We start from the raw sequence: 23,733 nt of genomic DNA, 5'->3' as shown, positions 1-23,733 counted from the left end.
GCGCGCTCCTGATTACTTCTTCTCGGCCGTGGCCGGTGCCGGCTCAGCAGCCGGCTTCGCGGCGGCGGCCGCCGCCGGGGCTGCCGGAGCAGCCGATGTCGTGGGTTGGGCCGCGGCAGCCGGGTTCGGCTTGGTCCACGGCACGGCCTTCACCGGCGTGCCGGGCGGCATCATCTGCAGCTTCTGGAAGCCGTCGACCATCACCTGCTCGCCGGCCTTCAGGCCATCGAGCACCACCCACTGGTTGTCCTTGGCGGCGCTGATCTTCACGGTGCGCTTGCTGATCTTGCCGTCCTTGTCGACCACCGACACGGTGTCGCCCTGCTGGGTGCGCGTGACGGCTTGCTGCGGCAGCGTGATCGCGTTGGTGGCCTGCGCCTGTTCGAGCTTCACGCGAACGTAGAGGCCCGGCAGCAGCTCGCCCTTGGGGTTGGGCACTTCGGCGCGCAGCGTGACCTGGCCGGTGGTGGAGTCGACCGTGAGGTCGGAGAACAGCAGCTTGCCTTCGAGCGGATAGTCGGTGCCGTCTTCCAGCACCACGCGGATGGTTGCGGCCTCTTCGCCGCTCGCGCGCTTGTACTGGCCTGCGGCCACTGCGCGGCGCAGCTTCATGGCGTCGGAGGCCGACTGCGTGAAGTTCACGTACAGCGGGTTGATCTGCTGCACCACGGCCAGCTCGGTGGCGTCGCTCTGGCCGACCAGCGCGCCTTCGGTCACGAGGGCGCGGCCGATGCGGCCCGCGATGGGTGAGGTCACGTCGGCGTAGCCGAGGTTGATCTTGGCGGTCTGCACGGCAGCGCGGCCGGCGGCCACGTCGGCTTCAGCTGTCTTGTAGGAAGCCACGGCGGTGGCGTATTCCTGCTTGCTCACGGCATTGGCTTCGACCAGCGGCTTGTAGCGGTCGGCCAGGGCCTTGGCCTGGACGGCGTTGGCTTCGGCGCGGGCCAGGGTGGCCTGGGCGTTCTGCGAAGCGGCCACCAGCGGTGCCGGGTCGATGCGGAACAACAGTTGGCCGGCCTTCACGTCGCTGCCTTCGCGGAATTCGCGCTTGAGCAGGATGCCCGAGGCGCGGGCGCGAACCTGGGCAATGCGCGAAGCCTCGAGGCGGCCCGGCAGTTCGGTCACGAGGCCGACATCGGTCGGCGCAGCCACCACCACGCCCACCTCGGGCGCTGGATGAGCGCCACCGCCACCACCGCCGGGGCCGGCTGGCGCGTCGCTCTTGCCGCAGCCCGCGAGGACCAGCAGAACGACGGCGGCCACGGTCGCGAGACGCGGCGAAAAGGACGATTGACGCGAAACATGCAGGAGAGGCATGCGATTCCTTTGAAGCGAAGACGGGAGATGGCGCGTTCGCGGTGCGAACGGGAAGCCAGCATAAGTAGCCGGGCCATCGGGGAAGCCCGGTAGTCTACATACATTCATGGATGTATAGTGACAACGCTCAATGGCCCCACGATGCGGAAGGGGCGTTGTCTTTACAAAACAGGAGACTTGGTGGCACGTCGTACGAAGGAAGAAGCACTGGCCACGCGGCATCGATTGCTCGATGCCGCGGAGCTGCTGTTTCAGGCGCAAGGTGTTTCGCAGACCTCGTTGCAGCAGATCGCGCAGCAGGCGGGCGCGACGCGTGGTGCCATTTACTGGCACTTCAAAGACAAGGCCGACCTGTTCAACGCGATGATGGAGCGGGTCATCCTGCCGCTCGAAGCCGGGCCGAAGGCCATCTGCGCATCCACCGCGGCCACCACCGCCGACGATCCGCTGGCCGAGATCGAGGAGGGCATGATCCACGCGCTGACCCTCATGACCACCGACCCGCAGGTGCGCCGCGTGTTCGACGTGGCGACCCACAAGGTCGAGTACACGCACGACATGGCCTCGGTACAGCAGCGCCATCTCGATGCGCGCAATGCCTGCGTGGCCGACTTCGAAAAAGCCCTGCAGCTGGCCGCGCGCCGCAATCGCATCCGCCTGCCCGTGCCCAGCTATGCGGCGGCGCAGGGCCTGCATGCGCTCATCAGCGGGCTCATCCAGAACTGGCTGCTCGACCCCGAGGCCTTCGACCTCGTGCCGATGGGAAGGCACTCGTTGCGCGTCTATTTCGAAGGGCTTGGCTTCGTCCGGACGTCGCTTCACATCGCAGTCGCGGACGACGCCGAAACGACCGTCGCCTGATAGGCGATAATGTGTGGCTCCGGTGCTTGCCGGACCCCCTCTCTCGCTGTATTTCAACGGATAGAATTCGGCCCTCCGAAGGCTGAGATCCAGGTTCGATTCCTGGCGGCGGGACCACATACCAAACCGGAAGCTCTCAAAGGCTTCCGGTTTTTTTCTTTCCCCACCCATGACGGAGTTGACTGATCTGGACGAGGCCAGCCTCGCAGCGCATGCCGCCGAATGGCGTCGCCGGGCCTTGCGCGGCGAGAAGCAGGCGCGCGGCATTGCACATGCCTTTGAAACCGAATTGCGGCGGCGCACGGGGGACTCGATCATCCCCACCCAGGCCGCCGACCTCGACACCCGCCCGCTCGCGTTGCGCGAGGCCAAGCGCGCCTGGTGGAAATTCTGGTGAGCGGGCCCGCCGGCTCGCCGCGCTCTTGCTTTCCTCTGGCGCCTCAGGACATGACGAAATGCGAGGGTGACCGCCCCAGCGTCTTGCGAAACATCGTCGAGAACGCACCCGGACTGTCGTAGCCCAGGTCCAGCGCGACCACGGTCACCGCCTGTCCTTCGGCAAGCCGCGACAGGGCGACCAGCACGCAGGCGCGCTGGCGCCACTTGCCGAAGGCCATGCCGATTTCAAGGCTGAAGCGGCGGCTGAAGGTGCGTTCGCTCACGTTCAACTGCGCGGCCCACATCGCCGGCGTGGCGTGGATGTCGGGTTGGTGAAGAAACGCCACGCAGAGCCTGGCCAGGGCCGGGTCGCGGGGCAGCGGCACATGCAACGGCAAGGCTTGCGCGCGCGCCACTTCGTGCAGCACAAGCCGCATCAAGGTGCCGTCGCGCCCCTGCCGTTCGTAGGCGGCCGGCAGTTCGATCGCCTCCATCAGCAACTGGCGCAGCAGGGGCGACACATTCAGCACCTCGCATTGGTCGCCCTTGCGCGGCACCGCGCGCGGTTCGATGTAGAGGCTGCGCGTGCTCACGCCCATCATGCGCACGCGGTGCGGCTTGCCGGCTGGAATCCACACGCCCCGCTGCGGCGGCACGACCCACGCACCGTCGTCGGTGCCGACTTCCATTACGCCCGTGGCGCCATACAGGAACTGCGCGCGCCGGTGGCTGTGCGTGTGCAGCAGCGTGTTCGGCGGGTAGTCGGTGCCGATGGCCAGCACCGGCCGGTCGATGGCGTCCACGGAGTCGAGCGGGATGTTGCGCATGGCGGGCAGGAATCGGTTGGCCGAAATGAAAACATTATTGGCCCAGCTGCGCAAGCGAGCCACACGGTACGAATCTATCGTGAAGGCCTTCTTCAATGTCTGTCTTCAGGAGGCGCTTCGTGCTGATCTATCTCGTGCTCGCCGGCTTTGGTTGCCTGGCGGGCGTCACCACCGTGCTGTTCGGTTTCGGCGGCGGCTTCGTGGTGGTTCCCTTGCTCTATCGAGCCCTGATCGCGGCCCACGGCGCGGACAGCGACATCGGCCGGTCGGCCATGCACATCGCGGTCGCGACCTCGACCTGCGTGATGATCGTTGGCGCGCTGCTCGCGACCCGGCGGCACCAGCGTGCCGGCACGCTCGACTGGACGCAGGTCCGGCCGCTGCTGGGCTTCATCGGCCTCGGCGCCGTCGTGGGGGCGGCGGCTGCCGTCTCGGCCGATGGCGAGTTCGTGCGCTGGGCTTTCGTCGCCTACCTGGGCGCGACGATCCTCGACTGCCTGCTGCGCCCCGGCTTCCTGACGCGCGCCGCGCCGGATGCGATACGTTCGCCGTCGCGCGCCGGTACCGCGTTCGGCAGCGTCGTCATCGGCCTCATCGCCGCATTCCTCGGGGTGGGCGGCAGCGTCATGACCGTGCCGCTGATGCGCCGGCGCGGCATCGACATGACGCGCGCGACAGCCATGGCGAACCCGCTGTCGCTTCCGATCGCGCTGGCCGGCACCGCGACCTACATGGCGTTGGCATGGCGCTCGACTTCATCGCTGCAAGGGTGGCATGTCGGCTATGTGGACGTGCCCGCGTTCGGCGCCCTGGTCGTGGGCTCGCTGGTGGGCATTCGCGCCGCCGCGCCGCTGATCGGCCGTATTCCGGACCGCGTGCACACGTGGGTCTACCTGGCGTTGCTGCTCGCGGTGCTGGCCGGCATGGCGCTGCGTTGAATGGCTGCCGGGGCGTCGCTTGCCACTGCATCGTCAGGTTGGTAACAATGTGAACACGATTTCTAAAGATGACCGGCTGTGTGTCCGATCTGTGTATAAGCACCGCTGGCTTCCCCCAACAACGACGCAAGCAATGACCAAGACCTATCTTCAGGTGCAAAAGCAGATCGCCCAACTCCAAAAAGAAGCAGACACGCTGAGAAAGAAAGAAGCAGCCGGTGTGCTGGCCCGCATCAAGGAAGCGATCGCGGTGTACGGCTTCACGGCCGAAGAACTGGGCGTGGGCACGCGCAAGCCCCGGGCCTCCAAGGCATCGGCCGCGCCCGTGGCCAGGCGCAAGGGTGCGAAGAAGGCTGCCGCGAAGTCCGCCGCCGCGCCCCGCTTCAAGGACGACCAGGGCAACGTCTGGGGTGGCCGTGGTCCGCGTCCCGCATGGTTCAAGGCGGCGCTCGAAAGCGGCAAGACGCCCGCGGATCTCGCCGCGTAGTCGAAAGTCGACGCTTCGGCCAGACGGGTTGCGGGGGCCTGCCGACCCTGACACCATGGCCGCATGCCATACCAACTCCATTACTGGCCCACCATCCAGGGCCGCGGTGAATTCGTGCGGCTCGCGCTCGAAGCGGCCGGTGCCGACTATGTCGATGTCGCGCGCCTGCCCGCGTCCGGCGGCGGAGGCGAATCGGCACTGGGCCGCCGTCTCGGCGATCCCAACAACGCGCGTCCCGCCTTCGCGCCGCCGTTCCTCGTCGATGGCGACATCGTGGTGGGGCAGACCGCCGCGATCCTGCTGTACCTCGGGCCGCGGCTCGGCCTGTCGGGCGTCGGCGAGTCCGATGGGCTGTGGACCCATCAACTGCAGCTCACCATCGCCGATGCGGTGGCCGAGGCGCACGACACGCACCACCCCATCTCGACCGGTGCCTATTACGAAGACCAGCGCGATGCCGCCGTGCAGCGTGCACGGGCCTTTCGCGAAGAACGCATTCCAAAATTTTTGAACTGGTTCGAGCAGGTGCTGCAGCGCAATCCCGCGGGCGACCTGCATCTGGTCGGCGACACGCTGACCTATGCCGATCTTTCGCTGTTCCAGCTGGTGGACGGGCTGCACTACGCATTTCCGAAGGCCACGGCAAGGGCGCTGGCCGCGACGCCGGCGGTCGAGAAGCTGCACGCCAACGTCAGGCGCCGCCAGCGTGTGCACGACTATCTGCAAAGCCCGCGCCGCATCGCGTTCAATGAAGACGGGATCTTCAGGCGGTATGCGGAGCTGGATGGCTAGCACCACGGCCTCGGCCCTCAGTTGACGAGTGCCGCCGCGTCCTTCCAGGCCGGCAGCAGCACGAGGTTCGTGTCCATCACCGGCTTGCGTTGCGGGCCGAACAGGTAGCGGTTCGGCACGATGCCCTTCAGGTGATGCAGCACGTCGGCGCGGTCATCGATGAAATGCGTGATGCCCAACTCGCGGCAATGGTCGGCCTTCTGGGGCCGTTGGAGGCAGAAGCGCAGGTTGCCCGGTGCCATGCCTGTCCGCTCGAAGAAGCGATGGTGCAGCAGCCACGCACGGCTCTTGGCCTGCACGCTCGGCCCGCATTTCGAGACCAGCCAGACGCGGCCTTCGAACTTCTTCACCAACGGGGCCACGGCGTCGAACATGCCTTCGTAGGGTGGCGTGTTCAGCGCGTCGTTCAGCGAGCCTCCGATGAAAGCGGTGTCCGCGCCGTTGGCACCTTCGGCCGCGATCAGCACACGGCCGATGTCGATGCCGAGGCGGGGAATGTGTGGGGTGTTCTTCATTTCTTGTTCCTTGTGTGTTTGAGCAGGCGGATCGTAGAAATGAAGCCCATCACCAGGAACTACTGATATTGGAAGTGCTATCCATAAAATGGATAGATGGACATCCCCCGCACCAACCTCGATGCGCTGCAGTCGTTTGCCGTGTTTGCCGACACGCTGAATTTCAGCGAGTCGGCGCGCCTGCTGCACATCAGCCAGCCTGCGCTGCATGCCAAGGTGCGCAAGCTCTCCGAGCAGCTCGATGCCCGGCTGTACCTGCGGGTGGGCAGTGCGCTCGAACTCACGCCCACGGGCGAGCAGGTTGCCCGGCATGCGCGGGAGCTGCTCGCGCTGAACCGCCGCTTCGTCAAGGGAATCGCCGCGGGCAGCGACAACCCGGCCGTCACGCTGGCGGCGGGCGAGGGCGCCTACCTCTACCTGCTGGGCAAGGCACTGTCGCAGTTCTCGGGTCCCGGTGCATCGCCGCACCTGCAATTGCTGACGCGCAACCGGGACGAGTCGATCCAGGCGGTGCGTGCCGGTCAGGCGCAACTGGGCATCGCACCGCTCGGCACGGTGCCTGCCGACCTGCATGCCGTGCGGCTGACAGTCGTGGGGCAGGTGCTGGTCGTGCCGCGTGCGCATGCACTGGCTTCGCGCAAGTCGGTGCGCCTGCGGGATCTGAAAGGGGCGCAGCTGATCGTGCCGCCGGCCGGCAAGCCGCATCGCGAACTGCTCGGACGGCTGCTGCAGGCCGAGTCGGTGCCCTGGCAGCCTTCGCTCGAGGCCAACGGCTGGGAGCTGATGCTGCGCTTTGCCCAACTGGGCTTCGGCCTGACGGTGGTCAACGCATGCTGCCGGATGCCCAAGGGGCTGGTGGCGATTCCGTTGCACGGCTATCCGCCGCTCGAGTACCACGTCTTCCACGCGGCCGACAGGGCGCCGACACCGCATGTGCAACGGCTCATGGACGCCCTGATCGCGGAAGGCGACCATTGGCAGGCCGCTCTTCGACCGGCCGGAAGAAGAGCGTCATGACCCCTGAGGACGCCAGCAAGTTCATCGCCTATGTGCTGCGGCATGCGCCCGAATCCATCGGCCTGCAGCTCGATGCGGAAGGCTGGGCCGACATCGACGCGCTGGTTGCGGGCGCCGTCGCCAGCGGGCGCGGCCTGACGCGGCCGGCGGTTGCGCTTGCGGCGATCTCAGGCGCGAAGAAGCGCTACGAGCTGCCGGCGGACGGGCTGCGCATTCGCGCCTTGCAAGGCCATTCCACGCTGCAGGTCAGGCGCAGCTTCGAGTCGGTGGCGCCTCCGGCATGGCTCTTTCATGGCACGGCGACGCGCTTTCTCGTGTCCATTCGCGTGCAGGGTTTGCTGCCTGGCGCGCGGCAGCACGTGCACCTGTCGGCCGACGAGGCCACTGCCGTGCAGGTGGGGCAGCGCCATGGCAAGGCGCATGTGCTGCGGGTCGACGCGGGCCGCATGCATGCGCTGGGCCATGCGTTCCATCGTGCGGAGAACGGGGTGTGGCTGACGGAGTCCGTGCCGCCGGGGTTCCTGTCGGAATCCGATGAGACGTCGTAGCGCGGACTATTCGTCGTCCGCGTCCTGCGCATCGTTGCGGATGCGCAGTGCGGTTTCGTAGAGCGCATTGCGCGGCGATCCACTGATCTCCGCCGCGAGCCGCACCGCGGTCTTCACTGGCAGCTCGGCCAGCAGCAGGCGCAACACGCGTTCGCCCTCCGCGCCACCATCGCCCGACACAGCCACCGGATGCAGCACCAGCGCGAATTCGCCGCGCGTGCGGTCGCGGTCGGCCCCGAACCAGTCGGGCAGGGCGCTGGCCGCCACGGTCGCGATTTCCTCGAACTGTTTCGTAAGTTCGCGGCCCACGGTGATGCGGCGCTCGCCCAGCGTGGCGAGCGCGCGTGCCAGGCTTTCGATGCGGTGCGGGGCTTCCAGCAACACGACGGCGCGCGGTTCCTGCGACAGCGACTGCACGGCGGTGTCGCGTTCGCCGGCCTTGCTCGGCAGGAAGCCGGCGAAGACGAAGGCGCTGCTTGCGTTGCCGTCGCCGCCATCGGCCACGAGCCCGGCGGCACCGATCAGCGTGGTGACGCTGCTCGCGCCCGGCAGCGGCAGCACGCGCTGCCCCGCCGCGCGCACGGCCGCGGCCAGCCGGGCGCCGGGGTCGCTCACGCCGGGCGTGCCGGCGTCGCTGACGTAGGCGATGCGCTCGCCTTGCGCGAGCCGCGAAACCACCGTTTGCGCCGCCTCGGCCTCGTTGTGCTGGTGCACGGCCAGCAGCCGGGCGCCCGGCCGGTCGATGCCGTAGGCGCGCAGCAGGCTCTGCGTGTGGCGCGTGTCCTCGCAGGCGATCACGTCCACCAGTTGCAGCACATGCAGCGCACGCAGCGTGATGTCGGCCAGGTTGCCGATGGGCGTGGCGACCACGTAGAGCGTGGCCTGCGGATAATGCTGCGCACCCGCGGCGTCATGCGCGGCCGCGAGGGCGGCGCCGAAAGAGGCGGGTGCGAGTGAAGCCAATGGGTTTCTCCGGAAATACAAACAAGAAGACGGCAGGGAGCATGAAGACCATCACAACGAAGCATCGTGGCGATGCGGCGGAAGACGCCGCGCTCGACCATCTGAACAACGCCGGCCTGGTGCTGGTCGCGCGCAATTATCGAACGCCCGGACGAGGCGGTGGCGAGATCGACCTGATCATGCGCGATCCGCGTGGCGCCGGTGGTGGCACGCTGGTGTTCGTCGAGGTCCGCCAGCGCAGCTCGGGCGCGCATGGCGGCGCGGGCGGCAGCATCACCGGGCTGAAGCAGCGGCGCATCGTGTTCGCCGCGCGGCACTACCTGAACCAGTTGCGCACGGTGCCGCCTTGTCGTTTCGACGTGGTGCTGGTCGAGGAGAAAATCACCTGGTTGCAGGCCGCGTTCGACGCCGGCTGACCCGCTTCATGCGGGAACTGAAGCCTTGCTGAAGGCTCCACAACTCACACGTCTTGTTTCACAACCCCCAGTTATCATCCCGCCACATGCTCGAGCAACGTATTCAGCAGCACTTCATCGACAGTGCCGACCTCAAATACCAGACCGGACCGGTCCTCAGCAAACCCATCTCCCAGGCAATGCAGGCCATCCTGGCCTGCGTGACCAGCGGTGGCAAGGTGCTGGCCTGCGGTGCGGGTGTGTCGGGTCTGCTGGCGGCGCAGTTCGCCGCGCAGTTCGTCGGCCGCTTCGAACGCGAGCGCCCCGAGCTGGGCGCCATCGCGCTGCCTGGCGACACCACCGACCCCAATGCCGACAGCGCCAACGCCATCGATGCCGACCGCTTCGCCCGCCAGGTGCGCGCGCTCGGCCAGGCTGGCGACGTGCTGCTGGCACTGAGCGCGAGCGGCCAATCTGCCGCGGTGCTTGCCGCCGTGATGGCCGCGCACGAACGCGACATGACCGTGGTCGCCCTGCTGGGCAACGCGGTCTCGGGCCCGCCTTCGGCACCGGGCGCGGGCAGCAGCGGCACCGGCGGCGTCATCGGCCGCGCGCTGCGCGAAACCGATGTCCAGATCAGCGTCCCGCACGAGCGTGCGGCGCGCATCCACGAAGTCCACCTGCTCGCGCTGCATTGCCTGTGCGATGGTGTGGACGCCCAGTTACTCGGAGAACAGGAAATTTCCTCATGACCATGACGACGACACCGATCCAGCGTTTCGCCATTGCACTCACCATGGGTGCCGCACTGGTCGCCGGTCTTTCCGCCTGCGTTCCGCTCGTGGTGGGCGGCGCCGCGGTGGGCGTGGGCCTGCTGGCGACCGATCGCCGCAGCTCGGGTGCCCAACTCGATGACCAGGGCATCGAGCTGCGCGCCGCTGCCCGTGTGCGCGACATGGCCAACGACCAGATGTACGTGAGCGTCACCAGCTACAACCGCCAGGTGCTGCTGACCGGTGCGGTGGGCAACGACGCCGACCGCCGCAAGGTCGAAGAGGCAGTGCTGCGCGTCGACAACGTGCGCTCGGTGGTCAACGAACTCACCATCGGCACCCCGAGCACCTTCCAGGACCGCTCGAACGACCTCTACGTCACCGGCAAGGTCAAGGCTTCGCTGCTCGATGCCAAGGACATCTTCGCCAACTCGTTCAAGGTCGTGACCGAACGCGGCGTGGTCTACCTGATGGGCATCGCCACCCGTCGCGAGACCGACCGCGCGACCGAGATCACGCGCGGCGTGGCCGGTGTCGTGAAGGTGGTGCGCGTGGTCGAGATCGTCAGCGAGGCCGACCTTGCCAGCCAGTCGCAGGCTGGTGGCACCGGCGCACCGGTGACTTCGTCGGTCCCGGCCACGCCCGCGCCGCCGCAAACCATTCCGGCCTCGTCGTCATCGTCGCGCGTTCCGCTCCCGCCGATGGCGCCGCTGCCATCGGGCGGAACTTCGACGCAGCCCGCCGGCGGTGCGACAACAACCCCCGTGCGCTGATCCAGCAGCAATGAAGCAACGGCCGGCGCAGCCCGGCCTTTTTTGAAACACCGAGGAACCGGCTTCGCCGGGCCTCAGGTGTTGCCCCCGGTAGGGGGGCGCAGCGACACGAAGTGCGCGAGGCTTGGGGGCGAGCCTATTTAAGTCGGGTGATGAGGCTGGACGTGTCCCAGCGCTGGCCGCCGGCCTGCTGCACGTCGGCATAGAACTGGTCGACCAGCGCCGTCACCGGCACGCGCGCACCGTTGCGCTTGGCTTCGTCCAGCACCAGGCCCAGGTCCTTGCGCATCCAGTCGACCGCAAAGCCATAGTCGAACTTGCCTTCGATCATCGTCTTGCCGCGGTTTTCCATCTGCCAGCTCTGTGCGGCGCCCTTGCTGATGACGCCCAGCACCGCTTCCATGTCGAGCCCGGCGCGCTGGCCGAAGGCAATGGCTTCCGACAGGCCCTGTACCAGGCCCGCGATGGCGATCTGGTTCACCATCTTTGCGAGCTGGCCGGCGCCGCTCTCGCCCAGCAGCGTGACCGCGCGCGAGAACGCCATGGCCACCGGCTTGATGCGCTCGAACACGGCGGCTTCACCGCCGCACATCACGGTCAGTGCGCCGTTCTGCGCACCGGCCTGTCCACCCGACACCGGCGCATCGATGAAGTGCAGGCCCAGCGCCTGCGCCGCCTTCGACAGTTCGCGCGCCACGTCGGCCGATGCCGTCGTGTGGTCGACGAACACCGCGCCCTTCGCCATGCCGGCGAAGGCGCCGTCGTCGCCCAGCACCACCGAGCGCAGGTCGTCGTCGTTGCCGACGCAGCAGAACACGATGCTGGCGCCGGCGGCCGCTTCGCGCGGCGTCGGGGCATGGCGGCCGGGCGCGCCGAATTCGGCAGCCCAGGCCTGCGCCTTGGCGGGCGTGCGGTTGTAGACCGTCACGCTGTGGCCGGCCTTGGCCAGGTGGCCGGCCATGGGCCCGCCCATGACGCCGAGGCCAAGAAAGGCCACCGTCTGCGCGGGGATGGATTCGTAGGTTCGGGTGTTGATGCTGCTCATGGGGCAGGAGCTTAAAGCCATTCCGCGAGCGATGGGATGCACCAAACCTGTACGTGAACGTGCAGGTTTGGGTAGAATCGCCCCGTCATGACCGAGCCGAACCCCGCCAAGACCATCACCGTGCGCGATGCCGCCGCACGGCTCGACGTCACGCCGCGCACGCTCAAGTACTACGAAGAACTGGGCATCGTGGTGCCGGTGCGCAGCGAGGGCGGCTACCGCCTGTATGAGCAGGCCGATCTCGACAAGCTGGCGCGCGTGCTGCGCATGCGTTCGCTGGGCTTTTCGCTCACCGCCATCACCGCGATGCTGCAGCAGCCGATGGAGGCGCCGGCCGAGGGCGGGCGGCCACGGTTGTCGAACGCGTCGCTCAAGACACTGCGCGAAACGCTGACCGGGCAACTGGAAACGCTCGACGCGCGCGTGGCCCAGGTGCGTCGCGAGCTCAAGGAAGCGGGCGCGCTGCAGGCGCAGTTGCGGCGCGACCTCGACTATGTCGAGCGCCGCCTGGCCGGCGAGCCGGTCGAAGAGGCGCTCGAAAGCCGGCGCAAGGAGCGGCCGGCGCCATGAACACCGCAAGGCCGCCCGAAGGCGCTGGTGCCATCGTGCACGGCACGGAGGCTTTCGAATGACCTCTCCGGCCCTGGCATGGCCTTCGCGCGGCAGCAGCGTCGCGGTCGCGCTGCTGCCCTGGGCCATCGGCCTCGTCACGGCCATCGACTATTTCGACAACGCCCTGTTCGCCTTCTTCGCGAGCTACATCGCCGGTGGCGTCAACGCCTCGCCCGACGAACTGGTGTGGGCCTCGAGCGCGTACGCGCTGGGCGCCGTGCTCGGCATCCTGCACCAGCATGCGTGGGTCGAGCGGCTGGGCTACCGGCGCTACCTGGCGATCTGCATGTTCGCCTTCGCGGCCGGTGGCGTGGGTGCGGCGCTGTGCGACAGCTCCGCGCAACTGACCTTGGCGCGCGCGGTGCAGGGCTACTTCGTCGGGCCCATGCTGGGTGCCTGCCGCATCCTGATCCAGATCGGCATTCCGCCGGCGCGCCGTGCCAAGGCGCTGAAGGCCTTCATGGTGCTGATCGTCTTCGGTGGTGCGCTGGCGCCGATCGTGGGCGCCTTTCTCGTCACCAATTTCGACTGGCGCTGGCTGTTCGCGAGCACCGCGCCGGCCGCGGCGCTGATCGGCCTGCTGGTGCTCTGGACCTTGCCCGACATCGGCGACGTCGAGCCGCACGAACGCACCGAGCCGCACTACGTCGCCTACCTCGTCTTCGCGCTCGCGCAGGCCGCGCTGCAGGTGGTGCTGACGCGCTCGCACTTCGAGCTTTTCACCGGCTCGCCCGCGCTGATCGGCCTGACGATCGTGGGCGTGGTGGGGCTCGCGTGGTTCGGCTACCAGCAGTGGCAGCACCCGGCGCCGCTGGTGCGACTGCATGCGTTGCGCAACGCGTCCTTCCGGGTCGGGTTGGCGCTGTACGTCGTCTACTACTACCTGTCGACGGGCTTCAGCTACCTGCTGCCCCGGCTGATGGAGGGCGGCCTTGGTTTCACCGTCGGCAACACCGGCTACTTCACGGGCGCGGCATCGCTGGCGACGGGGCTGCTGGTGTTCGTCTACCTGCGCTATTCGGCGCTGCTCACGCGCAAGAAGTGGCTCATCGTCACGGGCTTCGGCATTGCGGCGCTGGCGGCGTGGTGGCTGTCGCGGGTCACGCCGCAGGTGGGCCGCGAAGCCTTGCTGGGGCCGCTGTTGCTGCGCGGGCTGCTGATGTTGTTCGTCGTGCTGCCGGTGGCCAACCTCACCTTTCGCCCCTTCGCGGCCGAAGAGTTCGCGCACGGCTACCGGCTCAAGAACCTCGTTCGGCAGCTTGCGATTTCATTCGCGACATCGAGCGTGATCGCATTGCAGCAGCACCGGCTGGCGCTGCACGAGGTGCGGCTGAGCGAATCGGCTAACCCTGCGAATGCCAGCTTCATGCAGGCGCTGGAATCGCTCACGCATGGCTTTGCGGCAGCGGGGCATTCGGCGGGCGAGGCGCATGCGATGGCGCTGGGCATGCTGTGGCGCACGCTCGAACAGCAGGCCACCTTCATGGCCTCGCTCGACGGGTTCACCGCGATGGCGGTGATTGCGTTGGTGGCCGGTGTCTTCGCCGCTTGGCAGCGGCAGATCGACTAGCGCGGCGCAATCAACCGCGCCGGCCCGGTCGGGTCAGACGATCGCGAAGTGCTCCGTGCCCGCCGCCAAGTCGGTGCTGCGCGCGCGCTGGCTGTTGAGCTTGATCTGCAGCCGCAGGTCGTTGGCCGAGTCGGCATTGCGCAGCGCGTCCTCGAAGGTGATCGAGTGGCTCTCGAACAGGTCGAACAGCGCCTGGTCGAAGGTCTGCATGCCCAGGTTGCGGCTCTTCTTCATGATCTCCTTGATCTCGCCCACTTCGCCCTTGAAGATCAGGTCCGAGATCAGCGGCGTGTTCAGCAGCACCTCGACCGCCGCCACGCGGCCCTGGCCGTCTTCGGTGGGCACCAGCCGTTGCGAGATCAGCGAGCGCAGGTTCAGCGACAGGTCCATCAGCAACTGAGCACGGCGCTCTTCGGGGAAGAAGTTGATGATCCGGTCGAGCGCCTGGTTGGCGCTGTTGGCGTGCAGCGTGGCCATGCACAGGTGACCGGTTTCGGCGAAGGCCACCGCGTGCTCCATCGTTTCGCGGTCGCGGATTTCGCCCATCAGGATCACGTCGGGCGCCTGGCGCAGCGTGTTCTTCAGCGCCGCTTCCCAGCTGTCGGTGTCGATGCCCACTTCGCGCTGCGTCACCACGCAGTTCTTGTGCGGGTGCACGAACTCGACCGGGTCTTCCACCGTGACGATGTGGCCGAAGGAGTTTTCGTTGCGCCAATCGATCATCGCGGCCAGCGTGGTCGACTTGCCCGAGCCCGTGGCACCCACCAGGATGCACAGGCCGCGCTTGGTCATCGACACGTCTTTCAGCACCTGCGGCATGCCCAGGCCATCGATGGTCGGCAGCTTCGCGGGAATCGTCCGCAGCACCATGCCGACCTTGCCCTGCTGCACGAACGCGTTCACGCGGAAGCGGCCGATGCCGGTCGGCGAGATCGCGAAGTTGCACTCCTTGGTGCGCTCGAACTCGGCCGTCTGGCGGTCGTTCATGACCGAGCGCGTCAGCGCCAGCGTGTGCTGCGAGCCCAGCGCCTGCTGCGACACCTTGGTGACCTTGCCGTCGACCTTGATGGCCGGCGGAAAGTCGGCGGTGATGAACAGGTCGCTGCCATTGCGGCTCACCATGAGCTTGAGCAGGTCGTTGATGAACTGGCTGGCTTGATCGCGTTCCATGAGAGCGCTCCTTGATTTCTAAATTGAGTCCGCTGGCGGCCGACCGCCGGGCCGCCCCAAGGCGGCCGCGCCTCCCCCATGGGGGGTGGAGTTACACGAAGCGCAGCGAAGTGAAAAACCGGGGGGCTTCATGACTAGCCGGGGAAATTCTCGGGGATCTTCGCTTTGCCGCGTGCTTCGGCGGCAGAGATCGTATTGCGGCGCACCAGGTCCGTCAGGTTCTGGTCGAGCGTCTGCATGCCCGAGCCCTGGCCGGTCTGGATGGTGGAGTACATCTGCGCCACCTTGGCCTCGCGGATCAGGTTGCGGATGGCCGGTGTGCCCAGCATGATCTCGTGCGCCGCCACGCGGCCCTGGCCGTCCTTGGTCTTGCACAGCGTCTGCGAGATCACCGCCTGCAGCGACTCGGAAAGCATCGCGCGGATCATTTCCTTTTCTTCACCGGGGAACACGTCGATGATCCGGTCGATGGTCTTGGCCGCCGACGAGGTGTGCAGCGTGCCGAACACCAGGTGGCCCGTTTCGGCCGCGGTCATGGCCAGGCGAATGGTTTCGAGGTCGCGCAACTCGCCCACAAGAATGGCGTCCGGGTCTTCGCGCAGGGCGGAGCGCAGCGCGTTCGAGAACGACAGCGTCATCGGGCCCACTTCGCGCTGGTTGATCAGGCACTTCTTCGACTCGTGCACGAATTCGATCGGGTCTTCCACCGTGAGGATGTGGCCGTACTCGTTTTCGTTGAGGTAGTTGACCATCGCCGCCAGCGTGGTCGACTTGCCCGAGCCCGTGGGGCCCGTCACCAGCACCAGCCCGCGCGGCTTGAGCGCCAGTTCGCCGAAAATCTTTGGCGCGTTCAGCTGCTCGAGCGTGAGGATCTTCGAAGGAATGGTCCGGAACACCGCGGCCGCACCGCGCGCCTGGTTGAAGGCATTCACGCGGAAGCGCGCGAGGCCGTCGATCTCGAACGAGAAGTCGACCTCCAAAAACTCTTCGTAGTGCTTGCGATGCGTGTCGCTCATGATGTCGTACACCATCGCGTGCACGCCCTTGTGGTCGAGCGCATCGACGTTGATGCGGCGCACGTCGCCGTTGACGCGGATCATGGGGGGCAGGCCGGCCGACAAATGCAGGTCGGAGGCTTTGTTCTTGACGCTGAACGCCAGCAATTGGGTAATGTCCACGGGGTTCCTCGGCTCGGATCTGGTGACGTTTTGATACGATTTTGGACGATTATGACGATGATTGGCGACGACCTCCAGCAAGTAAAGAACCGGATCGCGCAGGCGTGCAACACCGCCGGCCGCGACCCGGCCGGGGTCCGGCTGCTGGCGGTGTCCAAGACCTTCGGGCCGGACGCGGTGCGCGAAGCCCATGCGGCGGGCCAGTCGGCCTTCGGCGAGAACTATGTGCAGGAAGGGCTCGACAAGATCGAGGCCCTCGCCGATCTGCGCGCCACCCTCGAGTGGCACTGCATCGGCCCTCTGCAAAGCAACAAGACGCGGCCCGTCGCGGAGCACTTCGATTGGGTGCACAGCATCGATCGGCTCAAGATTGCCGAGCGTTTGTCGGCGCAGCGGCCGGCGCATCTGCCGGCGCTCAATGTATGCCTTCAGGTTAATGTGGACGGCGGTGCCAACAAGTCCGGCGTGACGCCCGATGAGGCGTTGGCGCTTGCACGCGCTGTGGCTGCTTTGCCACAGCTGAGGCTGCGCGGGCTCATGGCGATCCCCGAACCGGCACCCGACTTTGAAGCACAGCGCGCGTTGTGCCTGCGCGCGCATGCGGTGTACCAGTCGATCCGCGACGCGGGCATCGAACTCGACACGCTTTCTCTTGGCATGAGCGCCGACCTCGAAGCCGCGATCAGCGCGGGCAGCACGATGGTGCGCGTGGGCACCGCGATCTTCGGCGGCAGGGCGCGCAAGCCTGCCTAGGTTGCCTGGGCCGCTCGGGTTTTGCGCGCGGCCGCGCTCACACGCCCAGCGGCAGGCGCGCGCTGTTCTTCACTTCTTCCATCACCGCATAGGTCCGCGTCTCGCGCACGCCGGGCAGTTGCCACAGCACCGTGCCCGCGAACTCGCGGTAGGCGGCCATGTCGGCCATGCGGGTCTTGAGCAGATAGTCGAAGCCGCCGGCGACCATGTGGCATTCCATGATCTCGTCGCGCACCTGCACCGCGGCCTTGAACTGGTCGAACACATTGGGCGTGGTGCGGTCGAGCAGCACCTCGACGAACACGGTGAAGCCACGGCCCAGCTTGTGCGGATCGAGCCGCGCCTCGTAGCCATGGATGAACCCGTCGCGCGTCAGCCGCTGCACGCGCGCCAGCACGGCGGTGGGCGAAAGCGCCACCGCTTCGGCCAGCTTCAGGTTGGTGATACGGCCGTCCTCCTGAAGAATCTTCAGCAGGCGGAGATCGATGCGGTCCAGGTCGAGCATCGGAGGATTATCCGGCTCGCACATCGATTCATTGCAGAAGATGCGGCCTATGGGCTCAAGCCATAGGAGATAGAACCAAGGAAATGCCGTCGGCCTACCCTTTGCCGGCTGGCCGGCGCATTTCCTTCGCGTGGCGCACTCAGCGAACCGCGTTTTGCGCGGCGGCCGCTGCCTGCTGGTTCTTCAACTGGTCGACCAGCGCGCCGTAGGCCGGGCTGGCGCGCAGGCGCGCGTACTCGGCGGCGGCCTGGCGATAGCCCGGCTGCGATGCATCGGTGCCCGATTCGGTGTTCTGCTTGGCTGCAAGGCCCGACTGCATCCACAGGCGCGTGTCGGCCGCCACGGCGGCGCGGGTGTTGGCCGACACCACAGCGGCTTGCTGCGAGATGCCGTCGGTGTAGCCCTGCGTGGGCGCGGTCTTCAGCCACTGTTGTGCGTCGGATGCCACGGCGGCGCGCGTCGTCGACGAGTTCATCGACACGGGACGCGGATCGCCTTCGGCGTAGTTGCCTGCAAAGCTCGGTGCCGCCATCAGGCCCAGCAGGGCTGCGACGGTGGCGGTGCTCAGGAGGCGGGTGGTGGACAGCTGCTTCATTTCTAGATCCTTGGTAGTGGTGGTTGGTGAGACCAACTCTAAAAAACGCATCCACCCGATCGATAACCCGTTGATGACAGTTTCGTCATCTGCGCATGTCCGGCGCATGCCCGGAAAACAGGGCCCGCCGGACATGCCCTTGCCTACCGTTCGCCCGACGGGATCGTTCCCGCGCGCATGGCTTTGAGGGTCTCCGCCTCCACGGCCTCGCGCGTGGCGGGCTGGCCGGTGCGCGGCGTGGGCCAGGGCGCGCCGCGGCTCACGATGTTCCAGGCGGGTTGCTTCTGTGCCGTCTCCAGCTCGGCGACCACCTTGTCGCGCGACGGCTCCTGGCGCAGATGGTCGGGGTGGCGCGTCACGCCGGCCTCGGTCGGGGCGAAGTGGTACTCGCCGGCCGCCGAAGCGGCCAGGGGTGCCAGCGCGGCAGCGGAAGCCGCCACGGCGGCGAGCGATGCGAAAAGTTTGCGTTGCAGCATGTCGAAGATCTCCTTGGGTTGGTTGCCCGCGCCCGATGGCGCCGGCCATGCCGGCTCGGGCCGTCATGCCGGACCAATCTAGGAAGCCAGGGCGTCAACAGCCGAACGGCGCGATTACATCGGCGCAATGCTGGCGTCATGAAGGTGTGCTGCACCGCCGCATCCCAGCCCGTCCAACCTCTCTTGCATAACCGTCAGCGCGACGCGCATAAGCCATGGCGCGACGGGCGCGAGAGGTCTATCGTTGCGGCCACCTTTCCAAACCAAGGGATCTCTCATGAGTGAAAAACTCTCCTTCGTCTCCCCCACCGCCAACAGCCCGTGGGGAACGTACCTCTCCCAGGTCGACCGTGTCGTGCCGTACCTCGGCCCGCTGGCCCGCTGGGTCGAAACCCTGAAGCGCCCCAAGCGCGCGCTGATCGTCGACGTGCCCATCGAAATGGACGACGGCACCATCGCCCACTTCGAGGGCTACCGCGTGCAGCACAACATGAGCCGCGGCCCGGGCAAGGGCGGCGTGCGCTTCCACCCCGACGTCACGCTCGAAGAAGTGATGGCGCTGTCGGCCTGGATGACCATCAAGACCGCGGCCGTCAACCTGCCTTACGGTGGCGCCAAGGGCGGCATCCGCGTCGACCCCAAGAAGCTCTCGCTGCAGGAGCTTGAAAAGATCACCCGTCGCTACACCAGCGAGATCGGCATCATCATCGGCCCGCACACCGACATCCCCGCGCCCGACGTCAACACCAACGGCCAGATCATGGCGTGGATGATGGACACCTACTCGATGAACGTCGGCGGCACCGCCACCGGCGTCGTCACCGGCAAGCCGCTGCACCTGGGTGGCTCGCTGGGCCGCGTCAAGGCCACCGGCCGCGGCGTGTTCGTCACCGGCCGTGAAGCCGCGCGTCGCCTGGGCATGGACCTGCGCGGTGCGCGCATCGCCGTGCAGGGCTTCGGCAACGTGGGTTCGGTCGCAGCCGAACTGTTCGCCGAGGCGGGCGCCAAGATCGTCGCCGTGCAAGACCACACCGGCACCATCGTCAACACCAACGGCCTCGACCTGGCCCAGCTGATCCCGGTGGCCAACAAGGAAGGCGTGGTCGCCTTCAAGTCCGGCGGCGATATCGTGCCGAACGAAGACTTCTGGAACGTCGCCTGCGACATCCTGATTCCGGCTGCCCTCGAAGGCCAGATCACCGCCGAGCGCGCACAGAAGACCACCGCCAAGCTGGTGCTCGAAGGCGCCAACGGCCCCACGGTGCCGCAGGCCGACGACATCCTCGCCGAGCGCGGCGTGCTGGTTGTGCCCGACGTGATCTGCAATGCCGGCGGCGTGACGGTGAGCTACTTCGAATGGGTGCAGGACTTCTCGTCCTTCTTCTGGGACGAGGACGAGATCAACGTGCGCCTGGACCGCATCATGATGAACGCGCTCAACCAGATCTGGGACACGGCCGACAAGCACAAGATCACGCTGCGCACGGCGACGTATGCGGTGGCTTGCGAGCGCATCCTGATGGCGCGTCAGGAACGCGGCCTGTACCCCTGATCGCAAGGCGCCGGTCCTTGTATCCTGCGGGCCCATGAGTGGCCCGCCGATTCACCTCGATCCCGCGTTCGTCGCGTCGCCCGATGCCCTTCTCGAATGGCTCGGCGCCGCGGTGACGTGGGACGAGCGCATGCGTGCACGCAAGACCGCCAGCTTCGGCGTGCCCTACGACTATTCGCAGATTGCCTACCAAGCAGTGCCGATGCCGGCCGAGCTGGAAATCCTGTGCGTCAGGATCGAAGCCGAGCTTGGTTTTCGTCCGGACAATTGCCTTCTGAACCTCTATTCCGACGGGGCATCGTCGATGGGTTTCCACTCCGACGACATCGCGGCACTGGTGCCCGGCACCGGTGTCGCCATCGTGTCGGTCGGAGCCACGCGGTCCATTGCGTATCGCAGCAAGACCGACAGCAGCCTGCGCTTCGAATACCCGCTGCCCCATGGTTCGTTGCTCTACATGTCGGACGCTGTCCAGCAGGACTGGTTGCACGCAATTCCCAAGGCTGACGGCGTGGGGGAACGCATCAGCCTGACGTTCCGCGCGATCCGGAAATAGCGGCGAAGCCCCCGGCCGTTGCACGCGTTGACGATGCTCGGCGAATTCCTCATCGACGATGCCTTTGGCCAATGTTCCAGTCGCCTTTCTGGCTCGGCGAGGAGTCGGACGGGCTGATGTTTTTTTGACGCGCGGGGACGCTACGCTCGAGGGATGAGTTCCATCCCCTTGCAAAAGCTTCCTCCCGTTCCTGCCGACGGCCTTGCCCGTCTGCAGGCCCTCATGGCCAGCGGGCAGCGCAAGCTGCTGGGGCTGGTCGGTGCGCCGGGCGCCGGCAAGTCCACGCTGGCGCTCGCATTGCTTCATGCAGTGGGCGCCGACCGCGCGCAGGTCGTGCCCATGGACGGCTTCCACCTGGCCAACGTCGAGCTGCAACGGCTCGGCCGCGCCGACCGCAAGGGTGCTCCCGACACTTTCGACAGTGCCGGCTACGTGGCGCTGCTGCAGCGCCTGCGCGAGCAGCGCCCCGACGGCGACATCGTCTACGCCCCTGAATTCCGCCGCGAGATCGAGGAGCCGATTGCCGGCGCCATCGCCGTGCTGCCGTCGACCCAGCTCGTCATCACCGAAGGCAACTACCTGCTGCACGACGTCGGCCCGTGGGCCGGCGCGGCGGCGATGCTCGACGAGGTCTGGTACGTGGACATCGACGACGCCGTGCGCGAGCAGCGCCTGGTGCAGCGCCACCAGCAGTTCGGCCGCAGCGCCGAGGCCGCGCGCGACTGGGTCGCCAGCACCGACGCGCCCAATGCGCGGCTGATCGCGGCGACCCGGGCGCGGGCCCATCACGTGCTGCTCTGGTCCTGAGAATTTCAGGCGGCAGGGAACGCTGGCATCCGGCCGCGCTCGAAGCCTGTGCCGGCACAGGCGCCGGTTAGCATTCGCCGCCGCTCCATGCCGACCATGCAACCCATGACTTTTTCTTCCCTTCGCGCCCCGGCACTCCTGCTGGGGCTGGTGTCCGCCCTCGTGCTTGCCGGTTGCGGCAGCAGTTCGCGCCGCGTGAACTACGAGCCGGAGGAGTTCGGCTCCACCACCACCCACACGCGCAACTACGAAGCGACCGAAGCCCAGACCTGCGAGGCCGCGCGCCGCGCGTTGCTGAGCCAGGGCTACATGATCACGGCCGCCAACGCCGACCTCGTGACCGGGCGCAAGAGCTTCCAGCCGGCGGCCGAGGTGCATGTCGAGGTCGAGTTCCGCGTGGTCTGCGCGCGCGAAGGCGGCAAGGCCAGCAAGCAGCAAAGCACCGTGGCCTTCGCGACCGCGCTGCAAGACCGCTACGGCATCAAGAAGGTCAACAACTCGGCGAGCCTGGGCGTCGGCGCGATCGGATCGCTCTCGCTGCCGTTCTCGGGCAGCGACGACGCGATGGTGAAGGTGGCCAGCGAGACCCTGACCGACGAGCGCTTCTACGACCGCTTCTTCGCGCTGCTCGACCGGTTCCTCGAAGGCCCGGAGGGCGAGGCCGAAGCGCCCGTCGAAACCGAAACGCCGGCCGCGTCATCGCCGGCCACCGCGCCCGCCGCGGCACCTGCCACCACCTTTCCCGTGAACTCGTCGCCGAACCGCGGCTGAAAATCCGGTCGCCAGATACCAAGACACGTCTTATGATCTGGGCGTGGCTTCAACATCACCCAACCCGGCGCAATGCGCCTCGCGCCTTCGCAATTCGGTCGCTGAACTGGCGCGCCAGTTGCGCAGTGGCAGCGCCACGCCCGAGGGCCCGAGCATTGCCAAGCTCAGCGTGCTCGGCCAGTTGTACCGGCGTGGGCCTTGCTCGCCCACCACGCTGGCGGCGCATGAGCGGGTCAAGCTCCAGTCGCTGACGCGACTGCTGGCCGAGCTGGAGGCCGAGGGCTGGATCGAACGCGCGCCGCATCCCACCGACGGGCGCCAATGGATGCTGTCGCTCACGGCCGATGGCACGCGGCGGCTCAAGGCGTTGATGCGTTCGCGCGAGGCGGCCTTGGCCGATGCGATCGGCGCCACGCTAGACGCCGACCAGCGCGTCTTGCTGCTGCAGGCTTGCGAACTGCTCGACGGCCTTACCGCCGCGCTCGGTAGCCGGGCGCCCACCGCTTCGTCCTCATGAGCACCACCGGCACCACCGCACCCGCGCTGCAACGCATGACCAGCTTCTGGCGCCATGGACGATGGCGCCCCGGCGTGCAGCTGGCCGTCGCGGTGGCTGTCGCATGGCTGGTGTCCATGGCCCTGCATCTGCCCGAAAGCTTCTGGGCGGTGATGAGCGTGCTGATCGTCATGCGCCCCAGCGCCGGCTCGACGCTGGACGCCGGCTGGGACCGCGTGCGCGGCACCGCCATCGGTGCCTTGTGCGGTATCGCGGGCGTTTATCTGCAGCACCACGGTGCGTCGGTGCTGCCGACCACGCTCGGCGTCGTCATTCTTCTGGCTTTCGCCAGTGCCGCCGCGCCGGGCTTGCGCAGCGCGCCCGTGGCGGCGTTGATCATCCTGTCGGCCGGCGGCATTCCAGGCCATTCGGCATTGCAGGTGGCGTTGCTGCGCATGGTGCAGATCGGCATTGGCGTCGGCGTGGCGCTGGCGATCTCGACCGTGGCGTCCGAGTACCACGCGGGCCCGCGCTTCGACGAAGGTTGCGCGGCGTTGCTGCACGGCATTGCACGGCGCACCGCCGCGCTGGCCGGTGCGGCCCGGCCCGCCGAAGCCGAGACCGAGCGCGCCAACGCCGCCATCCGTGCGGCACTGGTGCGGCTGACGATCCTGGCCGGCAGCGCGGACCTGGAGGCGCGATGGTGGCGACGCGCTGCCACGGCCGGCGAATCGCGTGCCTACCGCAACAAGGCGCGGCTCGCGGCGCGGATCTTCCAGGATGCGGTCGTGCTGGACCGTCTGTTCCGCCGCGTGCCGGACCCAGGCGCCGATCCGGTCTGGCACGAAGCCTCGGAGGCCGCGAGCGCCGCGGTGGCCAGCATGGCGAATGCCTTGCAGGGCAAGGGCACGGCAGACCTCTCGGTACTCGACCGCGTGGCCACGCGGCACCAGGGCCATCTGCAACGGGCGGGCGCCACCGCCTCGAACGCACTGCTGGCCGCGCCCCTGTGCCTCCTGCACGACGACCTGCAGCGCATGCAGCGCTGCATCGCCGCCTGAGC

29 protein-coding genes and 1 tRNA gene are annotated in these 23,733 nt (G+C 67.5%); 20 read left to right on the top strand and 10 right to left on the bottom strand.

Features of this window, described 5'->3' with window-relative positions; translation table 11 throughout:
• Positions 1–12: 12 nt before the first annotated feature.
• Positions 13–1,317 carry an efflux RND transporter periplasmic adaptor subunit gene (locus BLQ28_RS31255; RefSeq protein ID WP_093247231.1) on the bottom strand — a complete coding sequence of 435 codons (1,305 nt, stop codon included), beginning with the start codon at positions 1,315–1,317 and terminating at the stop codon, positions 13–15.
• 177 nt (positions 1,318–1,494) lie between these two features.
• Here BLQ28_RS31255 and BLQ28_RS31250 point away from each other — a divergent pair, with 177 nt between their 5' ends.
• The 3 genes from BLQ28_RS31250 to BLQ28_RS31240 all read left to right on the top strand — a co-directional run bounded on the left by BLQ28_RS31250 (position 1,495) and on the right by BLQ28_RS31240 (position 2,575).
• Positions 1,495–2,178 carry a TetR family transcriptional regulator gene (locus BLQ28_RS31250; RefSeq protein WP_093247230.1) on the top strand — a complete coding sequence of 228 codons (684 nt, stop codon included), beginning with the start codon at positions 1,495–1,497 and terminating at the stop codon, positions 2,176–2,178.
• Between the two features lie 42 nt (positions 2,179–2,220).
• Positions 2,221–2,295, top strand: a tRNA-Arg gene (locus tag BLQ28_RS31245).
• 52 nt (positions 2,296–2,347) lie between these two features.
• Positions 2,348–2,575: a hypothetical protein gene (locus BLQ28_RS31240; RefSeq protein ID WP_093247229.1), complete on the top strand. Its 228-nt coding sequence runs from the start codon at positions 2,348–2,350 to the stop codon at positions 2,573–2,575.
• A 43-nt stretch (positions 2,576–2,618) separates the two neighbouring features.
• Here the strand turns inward: BLQ28_RS31240 and BLQ28_RS31235 are convergent, their stop codons facing one another.
• On the bottom strand, positions 2,619–3,383 hold the full coding sequence (locus tag BLQ28_RS31235; protein WP_093247302.1) for an AraC family transcriptional regulator: 765 nt from the start codon (positions 3,381–3,383) through the stop codon (positions 2,619–2,621).
• Positions 3,384–3,505: 122 nt separating this feature from the next.
• Here BLQ28_RS31235 and BLQ28_RS31230 point away from each other — a divergent pair, with 122 nt between their 5' ends.
• From BLQ28_RS31230 to BLQ28_RS31220, 3 genes are all read left to right on the top strand, one after another.
• Positions 3,506–4,321, top strand: a complete 816-nt coding sequence (locus BLQ28_RS31230) for a sulfite exporter TauE/SafE family protein (protein ID WP_176801285.1) — start codon at positions 3,506–3,508, stop codon at positions 4,319–4,321.
• 133 nt (positions 4,322–4,454) lie between these two features.
• Complete coding sequence (locus BLQ28_RS31225; protein ID WP_093247227.1) at positions 4,455–4,808, top strand: H-NS histone family protein; 354 nt, start codon at positions 4,455–4,457, stop codon at positions 4,806–4,808.
• A 63-nt stretch (positions 4,809–4,871) separates the two neighbouring features.
• A complete protein-coding gene (locus BLQ28_RS31220; protein WP_093247226.1) occupies positions 4,872–5,600 on the top strand; it encodes a glutathione S-transferase in 729 nt (242 codons plus the stop codon).
• 17 nt (positions 5,601–5,617) lie between these two features.
• Here BLQ28_RS31220 and BLQ28_RS31215 read toward each other — a convergent pair whose 3' ends face one another.
• Positions 5,618–6,115: a hypothetical protein gene (locus BLQ28_RS31215; RefSeq protein ID WP_093247225.1), complete on the bottom strand. Its 498-nt coding sequence runs from the start codon at positions 6,113–6,115 to the stop codon at positions 5,618–5,620.
• Between the two features lie 96 nt (positions 6,116–6,211).
• Between BLQ28_RS31215 and BLQ28_RS31210 the strand changes: the two genes are divergently transcribed.
• The gene (locus BLQ28_RS31210) at positions 6,212–7,132 is read left to right on the top strand and encodes a LysR family transcriptional regulator (RefSeq protein ID WP_093247224.1); all 921 of its coding nucleotides are present in this window, start codon (positions 6,212–6,214) and stop codon (positions 7,130–7,132) included.
• Positions 7,129–7,680, top strand: coding sequence for an RNA 2'-phosphotransferase (locus BLQ28_RS31205; protein WP_093247223.1), 552 nt, complete (start codon positions 7,129–7,131; stop codon positions 7,678–7,680). The genes BLQ28_RS31210 and BLQ28_RS31205 overlap by 4 nt, the downstream gene beginning before the upstream one ends.
• 6 nt (positions 7,681–7,686) lie before the next feature.
• Here the strand turns inward: BLQ28_RS31205 and rsmI are convergent, their stop codons facing one another.
• Positions 7,687–8,643, bottom strand: coding sequence for a 16S rRNA (cytidine(1402)-2'-O)-methyltransferase (gene rsmI / locus BLQ28_RS31200; protein WP_093247222.1), 957 nt, complete (start codon positions 8,641–8,643; stop codon positions 7,687–7,689).
• Here rsmI and BLQ28_RS31195 point away from each other — a divergent pair.
• The 3 genes from BLQ28_RS31195 (at position 8,643) to BLQ28_RS31185 (ending at position 10,584) form a co-directional block, all read left to right on the top strand.
• Positions 8,643–9,059 carry a YraN family protein gene (locus tag BLQ28_RS31195; RefSeq protein ID WP_371126724.1) on the top strand — a complete coding sequence of 139 codons (417 nt, stop codon included), beginning with the start codon at positions 8,643–8,645 and terminating at the stop codon, positions 9,057–9,059. The two genes, rsmI and BLQ28_RS31195, sit on opposite strands and share 1 nt — an antisense overlap.
• An 86-nt stretch (positions 9,060–9,145) precedes the next feature.
• A complete protein-coding gene (locus BLQ28_RS31190) occupies positions 9,146–9,790 on the top strand; it encodes an SIS domain-containing protein (protein ID WP_093247220.1) in 645 nt (214 codons plus the stop codon).
• On the top strand, positions 9,787–10,584 hold the full coding sequence (locus BLQ28_RS31185; protein ID WP_093247219.1) for a BON domain-containing protein: 798 nt from the start codon (positions 9,787–9,789) through the stop codon (positions 10,582–10,584). Before BLQ28_RS31190 ends, BLQ28_RS31185 begins: the two co-directional genes overlap by 4 nt.
• Before the next feature lie 136 nt (positions 10,585–10,720).
• On the opposite strand, the gene BLQ28_RS31180 is transcribed toward BLQ28_RS31185, so the two are convergent.
• Positions 10,721–11,629, bottom strand: a complete 909-nt coding sequence (locus tag BLQ28_RS31180) for an NAD(P)-dependent oxidoreductase (RefSeq protein ID WP_093247218.1) — start codon at positions 11,627–11,629, stop codon at positions 10,721–10,723.
• Between the two features lie 87 nt (positions 11,630–11,716).
• On the opposite strand from BLQ28_RS31180, the gene BLQ28_RS31175 reads away from it, so the two are divergent.
• A complete protein-coding gene (locus BLQ28_RS31175; RefSeq protein WP_093247217.1) occupies positions 11,717–12,199 on the top strand; it encodes a MerR family transcriptional regulator in 483 nt (160 codons plus the stop codon).
• 58 nt (positions 12,200–12,257) lie between these two features.
• Positions 12,258–13,811 carry an MFS transporter gene (locus tag BLQ28_RS31170; RefSeq protein WP_093247216.1) on the top strand — a complete coding sequence of 518 codons (1,554 nt, stop codon included), beginning with the start codon at positions 12,258–12,260 and terminating at the stop codon, positions 13,809–13,811.
• Between the two features lie 33 nt (positions 13,812–13,844).
• On the opposite strand, the gene BLQ28_RS31165 is transcribed toward BLQ28_RS31170, so the two are convergent.
• Positions 13,845–14,981 carry a PilT/PilU family type 4a pilus ATPase gene (locus BLQ28_RS31165; RefSeq protein ID WP_093247215.1) on the bottom strand — a complete coding sequence of 379 codons (1,137 nt, stop codon included), beginning with the start codon at positions 14,979–14,981 and terminating at the stop codon, positions 13,845–13,847.
• 134 nt (positions 14,982–15,115) lie between these two features.
• On the bottom strand, positions 15,116–16,159 hold the full coding sequence (locus BLQ28_RS31160; RefSeq protein ID WP_093247214.1) for a type IV pilus twitching motility protein PilT: 1,044 nt from the start codon (positions 16,157–16,159) through the stop codon (positions 15,116–15,118).
• 51 nt (positions 16,160–16,210) lie between these two features.
• Between BLQ28_RS31160 and BLQ28_RS31155 the strand changes: the two genes are divergently transcribed.
• The gene (locus BLQ28_RS31155) at positions 16,211–16,912 is read left to right on the top strand and encodes a YggS family pyridoxal phosphate-dependent enzyme (protein WP_093247213.1); all 702 of its coding nucleotides are present in this window, start codon (positions 16,211–16,213) and stop codon (positions 16,910–16,912) included.
• 37 nt (positions 16,913–16,949) lie between these two features.
• On the opposite strand, the gene BLQ28_RS31150 is transcribed toward BLQ28_RS31155, so the two are convergent.
• The 3 genes from BLQ28_RS31150 to BLQ28_RS31140 form a co-directional block, all read right to left on the bottom strand.
• On the bottom strand, positions 16,950–17,417 hold the full coding sequence (locus BLQ28_RS31150) for an Lrp/AsnC ligand binding domain-containing protein (protein ID WP_093247212.1): 468 nt from the start codon (positions 17,415–17,417) through the stop codon (positions 16,950–16,952).
• A gap of 139 nt (positions 17,418–17,556) precedes the next feature.
• Positions 17,557–18,012 (bottom strand): hypothetical protein, encoded by a 456-nt coding sequence (locus BLQ28_RS31145; RefSeq protein ID WP_093247211.1) that lies wholly within the window; start codon positions 18,010–18,012, stop codon positions 17,557–17,559.
• Positions 18,013–18,155: 143 nt separating this feature from the next.
• Positions 18,156–18,488, bottom strand: coding sequence for a DUF4148 domain-containing protein (locus tag BLQ28_RS31140; protein ID WP_093247210.1), 333 nt, complete (start codon positions 18,486–18,488; stop codon positions 18,156–18,158).
• 277 nt (positions 18,489–18,765) lie between these two features.
• On the opposite strand from BLQ28_RS31140, the gene BLQ28_RS31135 reads away from it, so the two are divergent.
• The 6 genes from BLQ28_RS31135 (at position 18,766) to BLQ28_RS31110 (ending at position 23,731) form a co-directional block, all read left to right on the top strand.
• Positions 18,766–20,040, top strand: a complete 1,275-nt coding sequence (locus BLQ28_RS31135; protein ID WP_093247209.1) for a Glu/Leu/Phe/Val family dehydrogenase — start codon at positions 18,766–18,768, stop codon at positions 20,038–20,040.
• A 34-nt stretch (positions 20,041–20,074) separates the two neighbouring features.
• Positions 20,075–20,596 (top strand): alpha-ketoglutarate-dependent dioxygenase AlkB family protein, encoded by a 522-nt coding sequence (locus BLQ28_RS31130; protein WP_093247208.1) that lies wholly within the window; start codon positions 20,075–20,077, stop codon positions 20,594–20,596.
• A gap of 153 nt (positions 20,597–20,749) precedes the next feature.
• Positions 20,750–21,403, top strand: coding sequence for a nucleoside/nucleotide kinase family protein (locus BLQ28_RS31125; protein WP_093247207.1), 654 nt, complete (start codon positions 20,750–20,752; stop codon positions 21,401–21,403).
• Between the two features lie 105 nt (positions 21,404–21,508).
• Positions 21,509–22,174 carry a DUF2242 domain-containing protein gene (locus BLQ28_RS31120; RefSeq protein ID WP_371126723.1) on the top strand — a complete coding sequence of 222 codons (666 nt, stop codon included), beginning with the start codon at positions 21,509–21,511 and terminating at the stop codon, positions 22,172–22,174.
• A gap of 43 nt (positions 22,175–22,217) precedes the next feature.
• The gene (locus BLQ28_RS31115; RefSeq protein ID WP_093247205.1) at positions 22,218–22,691 is read left to right on the top strand and encodes a MarR family winged helix-turn-helix transcriptional regulator; all 474 of its coding nucleotides are present in this window, start codon (positions 22,218–22,220) and stop codon (positions 22,689–22,691) included.
• Positions 22,688–23,731, top strand: coding sequence for an FUSC family protein (locus tag BLQ28_RS31110; protein WP_093247204.1), 1,044 nt, complete (start codon positions 22,688–22,690; stop codon positions 23,729–23,731). The genes BLQ28_RS31115 and BLQ28_RS31110 overlap by 4 nt, the downstream gene beginning before the upstream one ends.
• Positions 23,732–23,733 lie beyond the last annotated feature (2 nt).

Origin of the sequence: Variovorax sp. EL159 (genome assembly GCF_900100965.1) — a bacterium.
Taxonomy (GTDB): Bacteria; Pseudomonadota; Gammaproteobacteria; order Burkholderiales; family Burkholderiaceae_C; genus Variovorax.
The sequence above is the reverse complement of the archived record's forward strand: the minus strand, read 5'-3'. Positions and strand labels throughout refer to the sequence as shown.

Coding starts and splice junctions, on each gene's coding strand:
- BLQ28_RS31190 (WP_093247220.1), top strand. CDS start 9,146: ATGCTCGAGCAACGTATTCAGCAGCACTTCATCGACAGTGCCGACCTC.
- BLQ28_RS31125 (WP_093247207.1), top strand. CDS start 20,750: ATGAGTTCCATCCCCTTGCAAAAGCTTCCTCCCGTTCCTGCCGACGGC.
- BLQ28_RS31120 (WP_371126723.1), top strand. CDS start 21,509: ATGACTTTTTCTTCCCTTCGCGCCCCGGCACTCCTGCTGGGGCTGGTG.
- BLQ28_RS31130 (WP_093247208.1), top strand. CDS start 20,075: ATGAGTGGCCCGCCGATTCACCTCGATCCCGCGTTCGTCGCGTCGCCC.
- BLQ28_RS31155 (WP_093247213.1), top strand. CDS start 16,211: ATGACGATGATTGGCGACGACCTCCAGCAAGTAAAGAACCGGATCGCG.
- BLQ28_RS31225 (WP_093247227.1), top strand. CDS start 4,455: ATGACCAAGACCTATCTTCAGGTGCAAAAGCAGATCGCCCAACTCCAA.
- BLQ28_RS31195 (WP_371126724.1), top strand. CDS start 8,643: ATGGGTTTCTCCGGAAATACAAACAAGAAGACGGCAGGGAGCATGAAG.
- BLQ28_RS31255 (WP_093247231.1), bottom strand. CDS start 1,317: ATGCCTCTCCTGCATGTTTCGCGTCAATCGTCCTTTTCGCCGCGTCTC.
- BLQ28_RS31135 (WP_093247209.1), top strand. CDS start 18,766: ATGAGTGAAAAACTCTCCTTCGTCTCCCCCACCGCCAACAGCCCGTGG.
- BLQ28_RS31165 (WP_093247215.1), bottom strand. CDS start 14,981: ATGGAACGCGATCAAGCCAGCCAGTTCATCAACGACCTGCTCAAGCTC.
- BLQ28_RS31205 (WP_093247223.1), top strand. CDS start 7,129: ATGACCCCTGAGGACGCCAGCAAGTTCATCGCCTATGTGCTGCGGCAT.
- BLQ28_RS31235 (WP_093247302.1), bottom strand. CDS start 3,383: ATGCGCAACATCCCGCTCGACTCCGTGGACGCCATCGACCGGCCGGTG.
- BLQ28_RS31210 (WP_093247224.1), top strand. CDS start 6,212: ATGGACATCCCCCGCACCAACCTCGATGCGCTGCAGTCGTTTGCCGTG.
- BLQ28_RS31180 (WP_093247218.1), bottom strand. CDS start 11,629: ATGAGCAGCATCAACACCCGAACCTACGAATCCATCCCCGCGCAGACG.
- BLQ28_RS31110 (WP_093247204.1), top strand. CDS start 22,688: ATGAGCACCACCGGCACCACCGCACCCGCGCTGCAACGCATGACCAGC.
- BLQ28_RS31185 (WP_093247219.1), top strand. CDS start 9,787: ATGACCATGACGACGACACCGATCCAGCGTTTCGCCATTGCACTCACC.
- BLQ28_RS31145 (WP_093247211.1), bottom strand. CDS start 18,012: ATGAAGCAGCTGTCCACCACCCGCCTCCTGAGCACCGCCACCGTCGCA.
- BLQ28_RS31170 (WP_093247216.1), top strand. CDS start 12,258: ATGACCTCTCCGGCCCTGGCATGGCCTTCGCGCGGCAGCAGCGTCGCG.
- BLQ28_RS31220 (WP_093247226.1), top strand. CDS start 4,872: ATGCCATACCAACTCCATTACTGGCCCACCATCCAGGGCCGCGGTGAA.
- BLQ28_RS31140 (WP_093247210.1), bottom strand. CDS start 18,488: ATGCTGCAACGCAAACTTTTCGCATCGCTCGCCGCCGTGGCGGCTTCC.
- BLQ28_RS31175 (WP_093247217.1), top strand. CDS start 11,717: ATGACCGAGCCGAACCCCGCCAAGACCATCACCGTGCGCGATGCCGCC.
- BLQ28_RS31215 (WP_093247225.1), bottom strand. CDS start 6,115: ATGAAGAACACCCCACACATTCCCCGCCTCGGCATCGACATCGGCCGT.
- BLQ28_RS31240 (WP_093247229.1), top strand. CDS start 2,348: ATGACGGAGTTGACTGATCTGGACGAGGCCAGCCTCGCAGCGCATGCC.
- BLQ28_RS31150 (WP_093247212.1), bottom strand. CDS start 17,417: ATGCTCGACCTGGACCGCATCGATCTCCGCCTGCTGAAGATTCTTCAG.